Source organism: Pseudoalteromonas sp. S2721, assembly GCF_005887425.1.
Taxonomy (GTDB): Bacteria; Pseudomonadota; Gammaproteobacteria; order Enterobacterales; family Alteromonadaceae; genus Pseudoalteromonas; species Pseudoalteromonas simplex.
In genome coordinates this window covers 103617-123398 of sequence record NZ_PNCZ01000006.1, presented here as the reverse complement: position 1 = coordinate 123398, position 19782 = coordinate 103617, and the positions used below count along the sequence as shown (strand labels likewise).

Annotated in this window: 11 protein-coding genes; 5 read left to right on the top strand and 6 right to left on the bottom strand. The window is 42.4% G+C overall.

Annotated elements, in window-relative coordinates; genetic code table 11:
• Positions 1–58: 58 nt before the first annotated feature.
• From CWC02_RS02100 to CWC02_RS02090, 3 genes are all read right to left on the bottom strand, one after another.
• The gene (locus tag CWC02_RS02100) at positions 59–2737 is read right to left on the bottom strand and encodes a M14 family metallopeptidase (protein ID WP_138598819.1); all 2679 of its coding nucleotides are present in this window, start codon (positions 2735–2737) and stop codon (positions 59–61) included.
• A 139-nt stretch (positions 2738–2876) separates the two neighbouring features.
• Positions 2877–5123: a S46 family peptidase gene (locus tag CWC02_RS02095; RefSeq protein WP_249364069.1), complete on the bottom strand. Its 2247-nt coding sequence runs from the start codon at positions 5121–5123 to the stop codon at positions 2877–2879.
• A 185-nt stretch (positions 5124–5308) separates the two neighbouring features.
• Positions 5309–5551, bottom strand: coding sequence for an HP1242/YdcH family protein (locus CWC02_RS02090; RefSeq protein WP_138616187.1), 243 nt, complete (start codon positions 5549–5551; stop codon positions 5309–5311).
• Between the two features lie 226 nt (positions 5552–5777).
• Here CWC02_RS02090 and CWC02_RS02085 point away from each other — a divergent pair, with 226 nt between their 5' ends.
• The 4 genes from CWC02_RS02085 to katG all read left to right on the top strand — a co-directional run bounded on the left by CWC02_RS02085 (position 5778) and on the right by katG (position 13229).
• Positions 5778–6407 (top strand): response regulator transcription factor, encoded by a 630-nt coding sequence (locus CWC02_RS02085; RefSeq protein WP_054552760.1) that lies wholly within the window; start codon positions 5778–5780, stop codon positions 6405–6407.
• Positions 6394–7953, top strand: coding sequence for a histidine kinase (locus CWC02_RS02080; protein WP_138616185.1), 1560 nt, complete (start codon positions 6394–6396; stop codon positions 7951–7953). Before CWC02_RS02085 ends, CWC02_RS02080 begins: the two co-directional genes overlap by 14 nt.
• 119 nt (positions 7954–8072) lie before the next feature.
• On the top strand, positions 8073–10826 hold the full coding sequence (locus CWC02_RS02075; RefSeq protein ID WP_138616183.1) for a S9 family peptidase: 2754 nt from the start codon (positions 8073–8075) through the stop codon (positions 10824–10826).
• Between the two features lie 189 nt (positions 10827–11015).
• A complete protein-coding gene (gene katG / locus CWC02_RS02070; RefSeq protein ID WP_138616181.1) occupies positions 11016–13229 on the top strand; it encodes a catalase/peroxidase HPI in 2214 nt (737 codons plus the stop codon).
• Between the two features lie 259 nt (positions 13230–13488).
• On the opposite strand, the gene CWC02_RS02065 is transcribed toward katG, so the two are convergent.
• Positions 13489–14673 carry a BaiN/RdsA family NAD(P)/FAD-dependent oxidoreductase gene (locus CWC02_RS02065; RefSeq protein WP_138616179.1) on the bottom strand — a complete coding sequence of 395 codons (1185 nt, stop codon included), beginning with the start codon at positions 14671–14673 and terminating at the stop codon, positions 13489–13491.
• Positions 14674–14996: 323 nt separating this feature from the next.
• On the opposite strand from CWC02_RS02065, the gene CWC02_RS02060 reads away from it, so the two are divergent.
• On the top strand, positions 14997–17132 hold the full coding sequence (locus CWC02_RS02060) for a S8 family peptidase (protein ID WP_054552770.1): 2136 nt from the start codon (positions 14997–14999) through the stop codon (positions 17130–17132).
• 76 nt (positions 17133–17208) lie between these two features.
• Here CWC02_RS02060 and CWC02_RS02055 read toward each other — a convergent pair whose 3' ends face one another.
• Entirely contained in the window at positions 17209–17682 is a 474-nt protein-coding gene (locus CWC02_RS02055) for a peroxiredoxin (RefSeq protein WP_138616177.1), read from the bottom strand.
• A gap of 107 nt (positions 17683–17789) precedes the next feature.
• On the bottom strand, positions 17790–19715 hold the full coding sequence (locus CWC02_RS02050) for a methyl-accepting chemotaxis protein (protein ID WP_138616175.1): 1926 nt from the start codon (positions 19713–19715) through the stop codon (positions 17790–17792).
• Positions 19716–19782 lie beyond the last annotated feature (67 nt).

Sequence of the window (19782 nt, the reverse complement as noted above, 5' to 3'; positions counted from 1 at the left end):
AAACTTTACCCACAAAAAAGCCCGCAACGTCAGCGGGCTTTTTAATTAGGCCTTTAGCTTACTGAGCATGTGCTGCAGCGCGGAAAATCGTGTTAGCTAAAAGTACATTCATGCCCTCAAGGTAGGCGCGGTAGGTTGGTGATTGTGTAAAGCCTATTACCATGCCTTTGCCTTGCGGTTGATGAACAAGCAATGGCTTATACGCAAGCTGTGCTTTATTTTGCTGCCACAGATAACCACTTGCTAGCACATCATCTTTACCTGTAAACCACGCTAGGTTTTTACCTGAGTTCAGTGTTATAGGCGTGTAAATATCATTACCGTAAGCTACCGCAACAAGGTCTTTATCAACCCCAGCGGTTAACCAGTGCTCTTGGTCTACTTCAACATTAGCAAGTACACCGGCTACATAGTCTGGCGATGTATGTGGCTCAATGCTCGCCGCTTTTAAATCATCGCGAGAAGTGAATAACTGCCCTGCCACTTTACTGCTTTTATCATCGCTGCTATCGGCTTTATCTTCTCGGTAAGCTTGCTCGCGTTTAACATCTAACAAACCGTAATCAGCGTTGGTGGTAAAACGGTTAGCATTACCGAGGGCAATCAACACGCCGCCTGCTTCAACCCAGCTTTTTAAATTAGCCGCGCCCGATTTACCGAGTGCTTGCTCATAATTACCTTCAGGTAAAATAAGCACTTGGTAATCACTTAAATCAGCCCAAGCAAGCATAGGTGTGCGAATAGCTGTCACCGGGTAGCCAAGCTGTCTTTCGATAACAAAACGAGTGTTACCGGCGCTTAGCTCTCGAGTGGCTGCATCCCATGCAATCGCCACTTTTGGTGCTACCATAGGCACTGTTTTGTTACTACCAAAGCTTGGGCCTTCAATCACCCAACTTGAATCAACACCATCAACTATTGCACCAGTTTGCTCGGCAATTTGGCTAATTTTAGTCAGTAAGTCTTTATCGTTTAGGCGCTTTTCGATTACTAAGCTACCCGCTGGGTAGTTAGTTTTATCACCTAATACAAATGCTTGGTCAGCACTTTTCAGTTTAATGCCAGCTTGCAGTGCTGCTGTTAAAAAGCGTGCTGCGGCTGTATCACCCCATGCAACAATATAAGCCACTGAGGCTTCTGGATTATTCACTTTACCAAGCAATGTGTCGTCGGCCTGAACCGCTTTACTATCTGCGCTAACTGCGCGACCACAACTATCGCTATCAACATTAAACATCATCGGCAGCGACCAACCTGTGACATCGTAAATTTCATCACCTAGGTTACGAGCGCGGCGTCTTTCTTGCTCTTTTACAAAAGCCTCTGCCATATCTACTTGGTCAGTAAAGGTGGTACGTACAAATACCCCGCGTGGCTGTGCAGTATCAATAAAATAGCTGCCTGCTTTGTACTTAACGCCACAGGCTTTGAAGTCTTCAGTTGCTTGTTTAACTTCAACACCATGTTCAGCCATTAAGGTTGCGAGTCTATGAGCGCCTTCACGGTTACTTTGTTTAGGTAAGATATAAACACGCTCTTTGCTATCTTTACCCGAATCAATCGCATCAACTTGATATTGATAAAAGTCACCTAGTAGTTTTTCACGTTGATTGGCAGCCCCTTCGGCAGTCGAAATTGAGGCCACAAACTGACGCTTTACAGTATTAAAATAGGTGAGTAGTTCGCCGGTATTTTTCTCAAAAACATGGCCACGCGCAGAGCCTACTTCGTAAGTTGATGCTGATGCACCATAAAATACTGGCCAGCTATCACCGTAGCCTGGGTAAAAGGCATCAAAAATTTCACGGGTAAAGTAATCAAAGCCAAATTCATCAAAATACTTCGCATGATTTTGCCCAATCGCATCCATGTTGGCGATTTGAGTTTTCGTCATATGCGGATTAAATGGCTGAGCAGCCGGTGCAAAGTAGTAAGATTGGTCGCCGCCCATTTCATGAATATCAACCACTACTTGCGGTTTATATTTATTGATTGCAGCCACTCGGCCTTTACTTTCAGGTTGAGTAAGTGCTAACCAATCGCGGTTCATATCAAACAAATAATGATTTGTTCGGCCTCTTGGCCACGGCTCATTATGCTCTGCACTTAACCTATCTGCACTGTGCTCAAGACCTACGGTCGCATAATAACGAGTAACAAAGCGCTCACGGCCATCAGGGTTTTGCAATGGGTCGATAAACACCACGGTGTTGTTTAAAATTTTGCTGTTAACGGCATCATTCGGGGCTGCTAGTAAGTGATATGCAGTGAATAATGCAGCATCGGTTGAGCTAATTTCATTACCGTGCACGGCATACTGAAGCCACACAGAGGTCGGTAAATTTTTAATTAGTGACTTAGCTTCTTTTTCAGAGGTGATACGCGGATCAGCCAAGGCTTGGGTGTTATTGGCGAGGGTTTCTAATGAGCGAATATGCTCCGCAGTGCCAACCACCGCATAAACCAGTTCACGACCTTCCCAGCTGTTTGCGTACTTAAACACTTTAATACGATCAGGCGCAGCTTGTTCAAGGGCGCTTAAATAACGACGCATATCGTTGTAATTGGTAATGCGCTCACCTACATCGTATCCGAGCACTTGTTTAAATGTTGGTATTTGCTGATTATAAGCCGTGCCTGGCCACATTGCTTCGGTATTCGCTGCACTGGCATTAAAGCTTGCCGTTATTGCCACAACACTCACTGAAATGGCTTTTATTATTTGTTTGGCGCTCATTATTTTTCCCAAGTAAAAGTATCTGCTTTGTACATTACAAAAGTATTGAAAATAAACAAATTAAAAACGTTAGATTGGCAAAAATTAAAGACATAAAAAAACCGCAGCAATTGCTGCGGTTATTTTCAAAATAGCAGGGCTATTTAACTAAGGTCATTTCATCGAGTAGGTAACCTGCGTTATCAACTTCTTCCATTAACCAAAGCATGTATCGAATATCAACGTGAATAGCACGGGTGATTTTGGCGTTAAAGTACCAATCTTTGGTGATTGATTCATAAGTCGAGTCAAAATTAAGACCCACTAATTCACCTTTACCATTCATGACTGGCGAACCTGAGTTACCACCTGTGGTATCAGCACTACTCAAAAAGTTGACTGGTACTGAGTTTACTTCAAGAGGTTTAGCCGCTTGTGGCTCACAACCAAAGCTGAATAAGCTACAACTTACGCCTGGTAGACCTAAGTCACCACGATAATACGCACCAAACGCTTGCTTTTTGTATGCTTCAAGTACTTTATCGGTAACAACAAATGGTTTTTCACCTGTGTGTTTAGCCACTAAACCACGTAGTGATGTAAATGGCGTTTTATACACAGCATCTGCTGCTGGGTAACCATCAACTTGTGCGTAGCTTACGCGTAATGTGCCATTTGCATCTGGGTAAACTGGCTTACCTTTAGCATTATTGAAAGCGATCACGGCTTGCATATACTGCGGGCGAATTTCTGCTAAACGACCCGCCATTTCTTTTTCGTCAGCTTCTTGTGTCATGTTGGTATCGTATAGAGCAACAGCTAACTTTATGAATGGGTCGTTTGATGCTTCAAACTCTGCAACAGATTTACCAATCCAGTTAACACGTGCTTCTACATCTGTAAGCTCTGTATTAGCATAAAAAGAAGCAATAATCGCATCAAGTTCAGCTTGTGTTGTGGTATCTGTAATACCTAAGCCGTCGTTTAATGCCGCAACTTGCGCTGCTTTATCTTGCGCTAAATAGTTACCTAAGTAGCTTAACCATAAGGCTTTATCGACTTCAGGCGTAAACTGTTTTTGTAAACGCTCTAAACGCGCTTTAAGCATTGGAAGGTCACGCTCTTGGTAACCCATTTCGCGCTCTGCATTAGGTTTTTCGCTCTCTTTTGCTAAGCGATATAAACGAATCGCGGTGCTTAGTAAGTCTGCGCGTTTTGCATAATCAAAGTAAAAGTGACTTTGTTGCTGTGCATGTGCTTCAACTAATAATGACTTTAATGCGTGATATGAATCTGCGTATGCTTTACGTTCAGCACTTTGTGCAAACCAAGCGAGGTACTCTTGCTCTTGCGCAGCTTTAATACCCGGAATATCCGTTACTTTAAAGCCATCTTGTAAGCCTTCCAGTTTCTTTAAACGGTTGTTAGTGCTTTTTACACGAGAAGCATATTTAACTTGTGCTTGCTCATCGCCTTCGCTCTGCTTGGCGATTACGTCTAGGGTCATGTTATAAGTATTTAGCAATGTTGGGTAATACCAACTCGCAGAATAATTTACTTCGTCTGCAAGCTTATAGCGGCTAGTTCGACCCGGGTAACCGGCCACCAGCACACCATCACCTAAGCTTACGCCGCTCGCATTCACTTTTAAGAACGACTTTGGCTCATAAGGTACGTTATCTTCGCTGTAATCTGCAGGCTTACCATCTTTACCAACGTAACCACGTACAAAGGTAAAATCCGCCGTGTGACGTGGGTATTCAAAGTTATCAATGTCGCCACCAAAGTTACCTAGCGCTTCTGCCGGAGCATACACTAAGCGCACATCTTTGATCATCAGTTGTTTGATCATGAAGTACTCTAAGCCATGGTGAAAATCACGCACGGTACAACGGTAGTTAGGATCTGACTCACACTCGCTGATCAAAGCTTTGCGATTTGCTTGAATTGCTTCATAACGCGCTTTGCCGTGTAGTTCTGCAGGTAAGTTACCCAGTACGCGCTCAGTAACATCATCCACTTGTTCAGTTACATACAAACGCTCTTGCGGGCCTGCAGGTAGCTCTTTTGATAAATCAGCTGCTAAAAAACCTTTTTCAATTAAGTTGTTTTCTGGTGTGCTGTTATTTTGAATCGCGCCATAAGCACAGTGATGATTAGTTACCGCTAAGCCTTTTGGTGACACAAATGACGCTGAACAATAGCCTAAACCAACCACTGCATTGAGTGGATATTGGTTAAGATCTGCCACTTGGGAAGCCGGTAATTCAATACCAACGCGGTCAAACTCGCTTTGTAATTGTTTTAATTGATGCGGTTGCCACTGTCCTTCATCAGCGTGCGCGCTACCGACAGCGACAACACCCATGAGTGCTAATGAAGTTGTAATCATATTTTTTTTAATCATGTTAATCCTAGTCAGTGCAAAGCACTATTCCATTGTTGCCTGAAAAAATCGCGCTAAGACTACCATAACCTTGATTGAGTGAAGGGATATTGCGATTAAATACGATTGGAGAGTAAAAATAGAGGAGAGAAAAAGCTCCTACCGTAAGAATGCAGTAAGCAGGAGCATTAGCTTCGATTCAATTATTAAGCATTGGCTTTTAAAAAGTCATAAAGTTCATCTTTAAGCACGGCGCGTTGTTGCTTTTTTTCATGCATATCCGCATCTTCAATCGGCGAGTTTTGCAATTCAAGCTCACGAATTTCTTTATCCATATCATCATAACGCTGCATGGTTTTCTTGAAATGAGCATCGTGTTTTGCAAGGCTGTGGATTAGTTCATTAAACTCAGGGAATTCATTCAATAACGAGTGTTTCTCACCTAACATGGGCAACTCCTTTGGCTAGAATTTCAGTTCAATTTCAATGTATCACCCTAACATACAGAGTCAATGTCGCAACCTTGTCCAAGATCAATAATACAGCGATTCATACAAGTTTCTGAAACTCATTGAGTAAGCAACAAAGAAGATGTAGTTCGCACAAAATTCTAAGAATTATTCCTAGACATAACCATTTGAATTAGAGATATAATCAAATTTGATGGAGGGAAACATGCGTATTGGTATTATTGAAGATCACCAACTAGTAAGGGATAGCTTTAAAAAGTTACTAGAACTACAACAGGAGTGGCAGGTAATTATTGAAACCTGCACGGTTAGCGAGGCTAAACTTGCCGTTGAAATTGAACAACCTGATATTTTTATAGTTGATATTTCAATGCATGAAGGAGAAACTGGCCTAGCATTTTTAAGCTACTTAAATAGTTACTACCCTGAAATTAAAACAATTGTTGCCTCCATGTATGACTACGAGCCTTATGTAAGCAACGCTCTTAGCTTGGGCGCGCAAGGTTACGTCTCTAAACGTTCAGCATCAGAAGCCTTAATCGACGCTGTCAATTCTGTAATTAAGGGCGGCAGGTATATAAGTGAAGATGTGAAGTTTAACTATAAAGACCCTTCTAATAAACTCGCTTTACTAACACCAAGAGAAAAGGAAGCTTTACCTCTATTTGCAAAAGGGCTTAACGCAAAACAAGTGGCGCAACAGTTAGACATGATGCCTAAAACTGCTCATGTGCATAAGGCTAATATTTACCAAAAACTTAAAGTATCTAACTCGTTCGATTTACTCAAAATTGCAATAGATAATGGACTCATTGCGCTTGATGAACTGGCATAATTTTCCTTTCGTGAATGTATCTGTAAACCAAGCTTTTGCTGAGTTTACAAAACAAGCTCTAGTCGCTGTTATTTACTTTGTTACCTTATGCTTTTCTTCTTGGGTAAGTAATCATTTAGAAACGGTGGCGCAAAGTAGCGCCATATTCTTGCCTGCGGGAGTTAAGCTCGCTTTTTTTATTATCTTCCCAATTAGGTTTTGGCCAATTCTTTGGTTTAGCTCAAGGCTTTATGCTGCTTATATCGGCATGTTTTATAACGATGCTTGGCACTTCGATTTATTACATGGCTTTTGGCAAGAAGCTACCTACATGATAATAGTACACTGCTTTAAAGAAAGTCGTTGGCCACCCAAGATCGATGCTAATACCGGCGTTATCTCAATCGTTTTGTTGGCTACTTCAACAGCCGCTATCAAGTGGTTTTTGTTTGCTAGTGCTTTTGAGTTCACTACATGGTTAGTTGGTAAGCAGTTATTACAATACCAACTCAATATGACCCTAGGTGATTTAACGGGGACACTACTCGTTGCGCCAATATTGCTAAGTATTAAGGCAAGCTATAAACATAAAATTACGCTAAACAACTATTTACTCGTAATTGCGCTGTTAGCCCTGACCATAGTTTACCTTGCAGCCTATATACATAGGCCTGACCTATATTCTCTGCTACGCTTGTTCTCTTTACTGCCTATTCTTTGGTTTTCTTATAAGTTTGCTACAACAGGTGCTATTTTGAGTGCTTTACTCAGCAATAGTCTAATTGTTGTACAAGCAGGCATCCAACAAGATGCAACGAATACTTATATAAGTCAGTTATTTATCTTAGCAAACTCAATTACTGGGCTTTTAATTGGTACTGCAACAAATGAACTCAAATTAAAAAACGCTGAATTACAACAAAGCAATGAACAACTTTCTCAATTACTTGCTAAAAACAAACAACTTGCAAAACGGATGGTTACAATCCAAGAAGACGAGCGCAAATATCTGTCTCAAGAATTACATGACGAATTAGGGCAAAATCTCACAGCGCTAAAAACAGATTTAGCAGTATTATCACTCTCACAACAAAACAGCAATAATTCAATCATTGCTACCCTTAGAGAAAATGCCAAAGCTATGTATGACTCTGTGTATCAAATTATGCATCATTTGAGACCGAGAGAGCTTGACGAGTTAGGCCTTGAACACGCTCTAAAAAATGGCAAATTAAAATCCCTATTAAATAAAGCTGATATCGAGTATCAAACGAACTTAGATATCAACAGTACCTTGGCTGATGAACACCAAACGGCTATTTACAGAATCTGCCAAGAAGCTGTTACCAATTGCATTAAACACAGCAGCGCCTCACAATTATTAGTTCAGTTGAGTGTAAATAAACAAGCCATAGATCTCATAATTAAAGATAATGGTGAGCAAGTGCGTAACAACGCAGAATCTGGTGGCTATGGCCTTTTATTTATTGAAGAGCGAGTGCTTGCTTTAGGTGGTAAGTGTAGTTTTGACACGCAGGATGGCTTCGCTATTAAAGTATCTTTTTAACTTCATGTATTAGAGTCACGTAACCAACGTGATAAATATGCGATTTATCGTTTCTACTCGAATTGTTTATTAAAAACGCTACACTGGGTGCGTCAATTTAAAAACAACGAGAAAGATGAATGAAAGCGCAATTATCACTTTTGAGCTTAGCCTTGGTGACAAGCCTTGGTAGTGCACAGGTTAGTGCGAAAGAAGCTCTGCAATTTAAAGACGTGTTTGATTTTAAATACGCAAAAGGCACCCAACTTTCTGAAGATGGCCAAATTCTTAGCTTTAGTGCCGACCCTTATCGCGGTAATGCACAAGGTCAGGTTTATACATTAAACAACAACACCCTACTAACTAGCGTTGAGCGCGGTACTCGCCCAACTATTAATAAAGCAGCAAACTGGGTGGCTTTTACTCAGGTACCAACCCTACTTGAAAAAGAAACCACCAAGAAAAAAGATGAGCTAAAGAACAACCTTGTTTTAGTGAATACTAAAAGTGGTGAGCAACAGACCTTTAACGATGTAAAAGACTATGCATTATCGGATGATGGTGTATGGCTTGCTTACCGACTCGATAAAAAAGCAGATAAAAAAGACAGCGAAGAAAAAGACGAAAACAGCAGCGAAATCAAGCCAGACAAAAAAGATAAAAGCTTTGATTTAGCGCTTGTTAACCTTCAAGACAAAACCACGCACACTCTCAACAACGTATTCAGCTATGCGATGAGCAGTACCGGTGAGCAGTTATTAGCAAGCCAAAGCTACAGTGATGGTGCCGACAACCAAGTTGTATTAGTTAATCTTAATAATGACTTTAAAACTAGTGTGTTGATCGATGAGCCAGGTGTTGTGGCAAACAAAATTGCTTGGCAGCCAAACAGCAATACCGCAGCGCTGTTAATTGGCAATTATGTGAATGATGATACTCGTCGTCGAGATCACAGCTTACAGCTTTTACAAAACGGGGCGCTTTCAACTATTAATTCTGCAGATAGCAGTTGGACTATAGGCAAAACAGCATCGCTAAAATGGTCTGAAGATGGTGCTCGTTTATACTTTGAAAACCACCCTAAACTCGCTGCAAAAGTTGCCCTAAAAGAATACAAAGATGAAGCATCTTTATATGATTTCGATACCATTCGCGACCAAAAGGGCCTTAACGTTTGGCACAACAAAGACGCTGAAATTAAGCCTCGCGAAGAGCAGCAATGGAACAAAGCGAATAAGCTTCGTCATTACCAAGCGGTATATCATGTAAATGGTCAGCACGTTGTGCAGTTGAGCACACCGAACATGCCAGAGGTTTCGCTTAATACTCATCGTGAAGCGCTATTAGGCTATTCAGACCGACCTTACCTAGAACGTGTTATGTATGGTGGTTTTTACGCAGATTATTTCAGTGTTGATGTTAAAACCGGTAAACAAACCGCTATCGTCAGCGACTATCCGTTTAGACCAAGCCTTGCGCCAAATGGTCAATTTGCAGCATTTTTCCAAGACAGCCAAGTACAGCTTAAAGATTTAGGTAACAACAAGGTTTCAACCTTATCTAAAGCAATTAACGCTATTTTTGCTGATGATAAACATGACTACCCATCACCTCAGCCGGGTTATGGTTTTGCAGGCTGGTTAAACGACAGCAGCCAAGTACTGGTTTACAGTAAATTTGATATTTGGGCTTTTGATGTCGCAACACAAAAAGCAACGCGCCTAACTCAAGGTAAAGAAACCAATACCCAATATCGTGTTATTAAACTTGATAAAGACCAAGTGGGCTTTGCCAAAGACGGAACATTATTACTAAGCGCAACCAATCTGCAAGATAAGCAAACTGAAATTGCAAAACTTGACTTATCAAGCAATAAAGTAAGCAAAGTACTTTCGGGTAAAAAGCGCTATGATGTGGTGAAAAAGGCGAAAAATGCCGACAAATACCTATTCACAGCGCAAACATATCAGCAATTCCCTGATTACTACCAAACTGATTTTAGCTTCAAAAAGCCACAGCGTGTTACCAACCTAAACCCACAAATTAGCAACTTTGCATGGGGCCAAAAACCTGAGCTTATTAGCTACAAAGGCTTTGATGGTGAAGACTTACAAGGCGTATTGATCAAACCTGCGGGCTACAAAAAAGGCGATAAGGTGCCAGTGGTTGTGTACTTCTACCGCTATATGAGCCAACGCATGTATGACTTCCCGAAAATGGAATTAAATCATCGTCCTAACTTCCCGATGTTTACTTCAAATGGTTATGCGATTTTCTTACCTGATATCCGTTTTGAAATTGGTCATCCGGGTAAGTCGTCAACTCAAACGATGATCAACGCAACTCAAAAGTTAATTGATTTAGGCATTGCTGATCCAGATAAAATTGGTTTACAAGGTCACTCATGGGCAGGCTACCAAAGTGCCTTTATGATCACGCAAACAGATATGTTTAAGGCGGTTGTATCGGGTGCGCCAGTATCTAACATGACCAGTGCATACAGTGGTATTCGCTTAAAATCAGGTCTTGCTCGTCAGTTCCAATACGAAACAGGGCAAAGCCGCATCGGTAAAACGTTATTCGAAGCGCCAGAGCTATACATCGAAAACTCACCTGTGTTCTTCGCTGATAAAGTGAATACCCCAATTCTGATTATGTTTGGCGACAAAGATGATGCTGTGCCATGGCACGAAGGTGTTCAATACTACCTAGCGCTTCGTCGTGCAGGTAAAGATGCCACCTTCTTACAATACGAAGGTGAACCACATCACCTGAAGAAACTCCCTAACCAAGTGGATTTCTCAGTACGCATGATGGAATATTTTGATCACTACTTAAAAGGCAAACCAGCCGCTGAGTGGATCAAAAACGGCGTACCCTTTATTGAAGAATAAGCAATAAGCTGAATTTAAGCTTACTGCACACCTCCCCCAGAGCCAGCATTTTTGCTGGCTTTGTTCTATAAAATCAATTAAACCATCTGTTTTTTCGATTTTATCAATCGATTTAAACCCCAGTTTGTAAGTGGAAAGTTAATCAGAACAAATCTATATTTCACCCAACTTCTAACTGGAGACAACACAATGTTTAAGAAATCAACGTCAGCTTTGTCTAAAGTAGCTGTTGCGGTATCACTGTTGGTGGCAACAGGCGTACAAGCTACAAACGACATCAAATCAAACCAATTCTGGTGGCCAGAGCAATTAGATCTTAGCCAACTTCGTGCCCATGGTGCAGAGTCTGATCCTATGGGTCCTTACTTTGATTACAAAAAAGAATTCTTAAAGTTAGACCTAAACGCAGTGAAAGCTGATATTGAGAAAGTATTGACTGATTCTCAAGATTGGTGGCCTGCTGACTACGGTCACTATGGTCCATTCTTCATCCGTATGGCGTGGCACGCATCAGGTACTTACCGTACGTTTGATGGTCGTGGTGGCGCAGGCGGTGGTCAACAACGTTTCGACCCGCTAAATAGCTGGCCTGATAACGCAAACCTTGATAAGGCACGTCGTTTACTTTGGCCTATAAAACAAAAATACGGTCGCAGCATTTCTTGGGCTGACTTGATGGCGTTAACAGGTAACGTTGCGCTTGAATCAATGGGCTTCAAAACCTTTGGTTATGCCGGTGGTCGTGAAGACGATTGGGAACCAGATTACGTATACTGGGGCCCTGAAGGCAAAATGTTAACTGACGAACGTCGTGACAAAAAAGGCAAACTTAAAGGCCCATTAGCGGCGGTTGAGATGGGCTTAATCTATGTAAACCCAGAAGGCCCTCACGGTAACCCTGATCCACTACTTGCAGCAGACGACATCCGTTTATCATTCGGCCGCATGGCAATGAACGATGAAGAAATCGTTGCACTAATCGCCGGTGGTCACAGCTTTGGTAAAGCACACGGTGCGAAAAAAGCGACCTGCTTAGACAAAGAGCCTGCAGCAGCCGGTATCGAAGAGCAAGGTTTAGGTTGGAAAAACAAATGTGGTAAAGGTCACTCAGAAGACACCATCACTTCAGGTCTTGAAGGTGCATGGACAGTGACACCAACACGCTGGTCAATCAACTACCTACAAAACTTATTTGCTTTTGAATGGGTTAAAACTAAGAGCCCTGCAGGTGCGACTCAATGGATCCCTGAAAATGGTCAAGCGTCTAACCTAGTGCCAGATGCACACATTAAAGGTAAGCGTCATGCGCCTATCATGTTCACAACTGATATCGCGTTAAAAGCAGATCCTGAATTCCGTAAGATCTCAGAGCGTTTCTTAAACGACCCGAAAGAGTTCGAACTGGCATTTGCTAAAGCATGGTTCAAACTAAACCACCGCGATATGGGCCCACGTGCTCGTTACCTAGGTGACCTAGTGCCAGAAGAAGTATTAATTTGGCAAGACTACATCCCTGCGGTTGATCACAAACTAGTAGACAGCAAAGATATCGCGTCACTTAAAGCTAGCATCTTAGATTCAGGTTTATCTGTATCTGAACTAGTGCGTGTTGCTTGGGCATCAGCAGCAAGCTACCGCGACACAGATATGCGTGGTGGTGCAAACGGTGCACGTATTCGTTTTGCTCCGCAAAAAGATTGGCCGGTAAACAACCCGAAAGAAGTGGCTAAAGTACTTAGCAAACTTGAGAAAATCCAAACTAAGTTCAACAAAAAAGCATCTGGCGGTAAAGAAATTTCACTTGCAGATATGATTGTTCTTGGTGGTGCGGCTGCAATCGAAAAAGCAGCAAGCGACGCAGGTTTCTCTATCGTAGTACCGTTCAAGCCAGGCCGTATGGACGCATCATTAGAAATGACTGACGTTGAATCATTCGAAGTACTTGAGCCAACAGCAGATGCGTTCCGTAATTACTACAGCTCAGCATGGAAATCACCGGCTGAAATGTTAGTTGAACGTGCTGATTTACTAAGCTTATCTGTACCAGAAATGACTGCACTACTAGGTGGTATGCGTGCCCTTAACGCGAATACTGACCAAACTAAACACGGTGTATTCACGAAAAAACCTGGCACATTAAGTAACGATTTCTTCGTTAACCTATTAGATATGTCAACGAAGTGGTCTAAGTCTTCTGAAGAAGGTGTTTACGAAGGCCGTGACCGTCAATCAGGCAAACTTAAGTGGACAGCAACACCAGTAGATTTAATCTTCGGTTCAAACTCAGAGCTACGTTCAATTGCTGAAGTGTATGCCTCTGACGATGCTAAACAGAAGTTCGTTGATGACTTCGTAGCAGCGTGGACTAAAGTGATGACGCTAGATCGTTTCGACCTACGTTAACCCTTTATCAATCGTGTTAAGTCGATTGGTATCATATTTTCGCAACCAACAAAGCCGCTAAATTAGCGGCTTTTTTATTTCAAATCGAGTTATCAGAGCACTTTGAGATTTACAGGCACTCGAGTTCAGCTCATTACTCAATAGCATGAAGCCACCGTAACATTAGATGTAGGTCGCCATTTATGGCGTCATAATAAACGCGCTAAAGCACGACCTACAAGCAAGTGCTAACCTAGCAACTAGCAGCTAGTAACTTAAATTAACAATACTGCCCTGCTGCAAAGCCGCAGCTCCAGGCGTATTGGAAGTTGTAGCCGCCTAGCCAGCCGGTGACGTCGGTGACTTCGCCGATGAAATAAAGGCCCGGTGACTTTTTCGCTTCGAAAGTTTTTGAGCTTAACTCGTCGGTGTCTACACCGCCAAGCGTTACTTCGGCTGTTCTATAACCCTCTGTGCCGTTTGGTTTAATTTGCCAATTGTAAATGTAGTCATGTAATGCGTCGATTTGCGCATGGCTTAGCTGGTTTACATTGCAATCAGGGATCGCTTTCGTGTCGTGCAGCATTTCAACAAAGCGTTTTGGTAAAATGGTCGCAAGGGTATTTTTTAGTGACTTTTGCCCTTGGCTTTGACGCCAAAGCTCAAGCTGCTGCTTTAAATCGAGCTCGGGTAACAAGTTGATGTACACAGTTTGCCCTGCACGCCAAAAAGAGCTGATTTGTAAAATAGCTGGGCCCGAAAGGCCACGATGAGTAAACAAGATGTTTTCTTTAAACTGGGTGCCATCTTTACTGGTAACCAGACAAGGAATGCTGATCCCCGATAACCCATCAAAGCGATCTTTATCATGCTGGTGTAACGTAAATGGCACTAATGCCGCCATGGTTGGTAGCACTGTTAAACCAAATTGCTCAGCAATTTTATAACCAATTGGTGATGCACCGAGCTTAGGCATGGTTAATCCGCCCGATGCGACAACTAACGACTCGCATTGATAGCTATCTTGCTCGGTAATAACTTCATAACCCGCATCGGTTTTTGTCACGCTGAGTACTTCGTTACGCAGCGCTATGTTAACACCTGCCCACTCACACTCAGTTAAAAGAATGTCAACGATATCTTGTGCGCTGTTATCACAAAATAGCTGACCCAGCGTTTTATGGTGATACGCCAAGCCGTGACGGTCCACCAGCTCTATAAAGTCATGTTGGGTATAACGGCTTAAACACGATTTTACAAAGTGAGGATTGCCACATAAGTAGTTGTCTGGGCTTGCGTTTTCATTGGTGAAGTTACAACGCCCGCCGCCGCTGATTAATATTTTACGGCCCGGCTTCTTGCCCATATCAAGCACAGTAACATTGCGACCACGGTAGCCTGCTTGTGCAGCGCACATCAAACCTGCGGCGCCGGCGCCAATCACAATTACATCTACTTGGGTCATTAATCATACTCACTAAAAAAATTTAGCTGATTATAACAAGTTATTGTCGTCGCAGTGTTAACTCAGAGATGTTTTTACAAAAAAGATAAATCCAAAAAACGAAATAAAGCAAAAACTCAAAACCATAAAGTTATAACTTTATTATGAGAAAACAATCAAAAAACACCATAAAAAGACTGATTTAGACGTCTATACATTTAGTTATAACCAAAATAGAGACAACCATAATAAAACGATATTTTAACTAAATTAACATATATTTTACCTTTGTCCCCCTTCACGAAAAACATCGTGGAGATTTACATAACAATCTAGGGATCATTATGACAACTAACAACAACTTGAAGAAATGCGCAATTGCACTGAGCTTGACTGCGTTGTTTGGAACAACAGCAGCTATGGCTACTCCAGATCAACTTATGTCACCATCTATGCAGGAAACTGCAGCTAAATTACAAGGCCAAGAAGGCTTCGGTACTCAATTTATCATCAAGTATAAAAACAATAGTGATGAAATGATGACCATGTCGGCAGCAGAACAAACGCCGACTATGATGAACAAAAAAGCAAAAGGCTTTATTAAAAACTTCAGCAGCAAAAAAGGTAAAGTAAAAGCACAATACGTTCGTGCAATGGCGATGAGTAATCACCACGTAATGCGTGCTGATAAAAAACTATCAGCTGAAGAAACCCAAGAATTTATGCAAGAAATGGTCGCTTCTGGTAACGTTGAATACATCGAAATCGACCAAATGTTAAAGCCGTTTGCGACGCCTAACGACCCTCGTTATGACGACCAATGGCACTACTACGAGCAAGCGGGCGGTCTTAACCTTCCTACTGCTTGGGATACAGCAACGGGTAGCGGTGTCGTTGTAGCGGTACTTGATACTGGTTACCGCCCTCATATTGATTTAAATGCTAACATTCTTCAAGGCTATGACATGATCTCTAACGTGTCTGTAGCGAACGACGGCGGTGGTCGTGATAGCGATGCACGCGATCCGGGTGATGCAATCAGCGCTAACGAATGTGGTTACACACACAGTGCACAAAGCTCAAGCTGGCACGGTACACACGTTGCGGGTACTGTTGCAGCAGTCACTAATAACGGTGAAGGTGTTGCCGGTGTTGCTTACAATTCAAAAGTAGTGCCAGTGCGTGTACTTGGTAAATGTGGTGGTTTAACTTCTGATATCGCTGACGGCATCATCTGGGCATCGGGTGGTTCAGTTTCTGGCGTACCAGCAAATGCTAACCCTGCTGATGTTATTAACATGAGTTTAGGTGGTAGCGGTTCATGTAGCTCAACAACGCAAAATGCAATCAATCAAGCGCGTAACAACGGTTCTGTAATTGTAATCGCTGCAGGTAACGACAACGATAACTCTGCAAACTACAACCCTGGTAACTGTAATGGTGTTGTAAACGTTGCATCTGTTGGTCGTAACGGTGGTCGTGCATACTACTCAAACTACGGTAGCAACATTGACGTTGCAGCACCGGGTGGCGCACAAAGCTTTGCGAATGACTCTGAAGGTGTGTTATCTACTCACAACTCAGGCTCTTCAAGCCCTAGCAGTGATTCATACCACTACTCACAAGGTACATCGATGGCAGCTCCACATGTTGCGGGTGTCGCAGCATTAATCAAACAAGCTAAGCCATCAGCAACACCTGATGAAATCGAAAGTATCTTAAAATCGACAACTCGTTCTTTCCCAGCAACATGTACTAGCTGTGGTACAGGTATTGTTGATGCGGCAGCCGCGGTTGCAGCAGCCTCAGGTACAACACCGCCACCACCAACGGGTAACGTATTAGAAGATGGTCAAGCACTAACTGGTTTAAGTGGCTCTGCTAGCAGCCAAACTTTCTACACAATGGAAGTTCCAACAGGTGCGACTAACGTAACCTTCACAATGAGTGGCGGTTCAGGCGATGCTGACCTTTACGTTCGTGCAGGTAGCGCACCAACAACATCAACCTATGATTGTCGCCCGTATAAAGGCGGTAACAACGAAGTATGTTCTATCGATAACCCAACAGCAGGTACTTACCATGTAATGCTGAATGGTTACTCTGCATACTCAGGTGTTAGCCTAGTAGGTGATTTAACAACTTCTGGCGGTGGTTCAGGCTCAGGTTCACCACAAGCAGGTGGTGGCACAGTAACAGATATCTCTGCAAGTGCAGGCCAATGGAAGCATTACACTATTGATGTTCCTGCCGGTATGGCAAGCTTTACAGTAACGACATCAGGCGGTACTGGCGATTCAGACTTATTCGTTAAGTTTGGTAGCCAACCAACATCATCAAGCTATGACTGTCGCCCTTACAAAAACGGTAACGCAGAAACTTGTACGTTCAGTAATCCACAAGCAGGTACTTGGCACTTAAGCTTAAATGCTTACCGTACTTTCTCGGGTGTTACACTGGATGCGCAATATCAACCTTAATAGTTGATCTCCTAAGTCACCCCCAGGGACTTTCAGCCGGACTTACGTCCGGCTTTTTTGTATTTATGAATTGCTATTAAAGCTTTTCTAGCACAGCTTCAGCGCGGCTTACTACAAACTCTTTGTCTTGTTCAACAAACAGCCCTGTTACAGTTTGGTTTTCAACGATCATTGCATAACGTTTAGAACGTATACCACCAAAACCAGCTGTGTCTTTATCTAAACCAAGTGCTTTGGTAAAACTTGCATCACCATCTGCTAACATACGAATATGCTCAGCGTTATGAGCTTCACCCCATGCTTTCATTACAAATGCATCGTTCACCGATACACAGTAGATTGCATCAACGCCTCTAGCAGTAATTTTATCGGCCAGGGTAATAAACTCAGGTAAGTGAGCATTAGAGCATGTTGGTGTAAATGCACCCGGCACGGCAAACAACACGATTTTTTTATCTGCAAATAATGCCTCTGTTGTTAAGGTTTGCATGCCTTCGCTAGTTAATTCACTAAGGGTTGCTGTAGGTATAGTTTGGCCTTGTTCGATCATCGTAATTCCTTCAAAGAAAATAAGAGTACAGAGTATATACCTAAAAAATTGAATACAGCATGATTTTAAGGACAAACAACGTTAACCATTGCTCGCCCTTTGGAGGGTTATAAACCTAAGCTGGCTTTAATGGTATGCATTTGCTCTTGTAGGCGATGCTGAATATCACTAACCAGAGAGTTTGATTCGCTTACCTGCCCTTTCATGCTTTGCATTGATTGACTGAAGTTTTCTAGTAAGGCGTTTTGCTGTTTAGCCAGCTCCATAGCATCAAATGCGACCTTATTTGCATCTTGCGCGTTGCCAGCTACGCCTTCGGAGTTACGTTTAAGTTCTTGGGCATTTTGTGTTTGTAGCTCGGCATCATTAGCCAGTGCGCTAATTTGCTCCGATACCATGGTGGAGTTTTCACTTAAGCGGTTTAACTGATTGTTAATATCATCAAGTGACCCCTGCGTTTGTCTGGCAAGTTTTCGTACTTCGTCAGCGACCACCGCAAAGCCTCGGCCATGCTCACCTGCACGCGCCGATTCAATCGCTGCATTCAGTGCTAATAAGTTTGTTTGCTCAGCAATATTTTTAATCACCTCAATAACTTGACCCACATCATCAACGCCTTTTAATAGCTCTTTTAAGCTATCTAGGCCTTGCTCAACGCGTTCTTCAGTACGAGAGCTTGCGGTTAACATGCTATCTGCAAAGCCTAGGCTCTGCTCCATCGCACCAAAGGTTTGTTTGGCGTTATCAGCAACTTGACCATTGATGTTATTAACCTGTTCACCAATGTCTTGAATATCAGTAAGTAAACTTTGGTTTTGTTCAACTTGAGAGTGGCTAGCATCAGTTTGCTGGGCAATCGTATGTAAGTGCTCGCTCATCTCTAGCATAAAGTCATTAATAACCTTAAGCATTTGTGCTCGTTCTTCTGCTTCACCACGCTGGCGCTCAATCAATTGATTAAAGTAATGGGCAATTTCACCGACTTCAGTTTTCGGATTTTTACTCTCAATGTTTTTAAGCTCATTACTCTCAATTAAGAAAGCAAAGCCATCACGCAATTGACGCAGCGGGTTAAGCACTTGGTTACGCTGTACGAAATACACACCCGCTGCTAAAACCACCAGCATGCCAATGGCTACACAAAACACGATAAACACTTGCTGCTTAAGGTCGCTCTGTTCATCTTTTAGCTTTTGCTCTGCACCGAGCACCGTTGAAGACAAGGCGCCTATTTGCTCGCGCAATGCTTGCATGCCGGTTTGACGCTGCTCTGCTTGCTCAAGAGTGGATGCTAAATCACGTGGGAAGCGTTTGGGCCAGCTACTTAACTCAGCTTTTATGTCACCGGCCAAATCTTCTGCTTCTTCGCCAAAAAATAAAGCGTCTTCATCCACTTCGCTCATTACACCTAAATTTTCGAGTTTATCGATTTTAGCCCCAAGCGCATTTAGGTTTTCAACACTTTGATTGAGGCTGTTTTTAGTGTCTTGATCAAAGTTGATCACTAACTTATAAGTGTACAAAGCAAGTGAAGTGACTTCGCTGTAGTAGTCAGCAGCTAGTTGGTAATACTCAAGTGCAAGCGCTGTTTGCGGCTCGGCTTTACGTGCATAGCCAATTAATGATGAAGCTGAACCTGCCATTTGTCTTAACGAGTTATCAAGCAGCGCCATTTCGTTACCAGACAGCTTACCTAAAGCGCGGTACTTACCATTGATGTCTTTATCGAGTGCTGTTAGCTGGCTATTAAGCTGACTTGCAAGATCACTAGGCAACTTAGCTAAATGCTGCTTTTTAACATCACTTATCAGCGTAGAAGCTTTATTTAAGTGTTGGCTGTCACCTTGCTCTAAATAATCATCAAGGTAGCTTTTTAAATCAATAATGATGGTGTTTTTTAGCTTGTTATAAGCGTTATCTTGTTGCTCTAAACCGAATAAGGTTTGACTTGCCCAAAACAGAGTGGCTGCTAATAAAATACTAGCGAGAGTAAGTAAAACGGCCAATAGCCGAGTAAATGATGACACGCGCATAAACGATATTCCCAAGTAACGTTGCGCGCGTAGAATATTAACCTTTTATGACAATATGATGAAATAC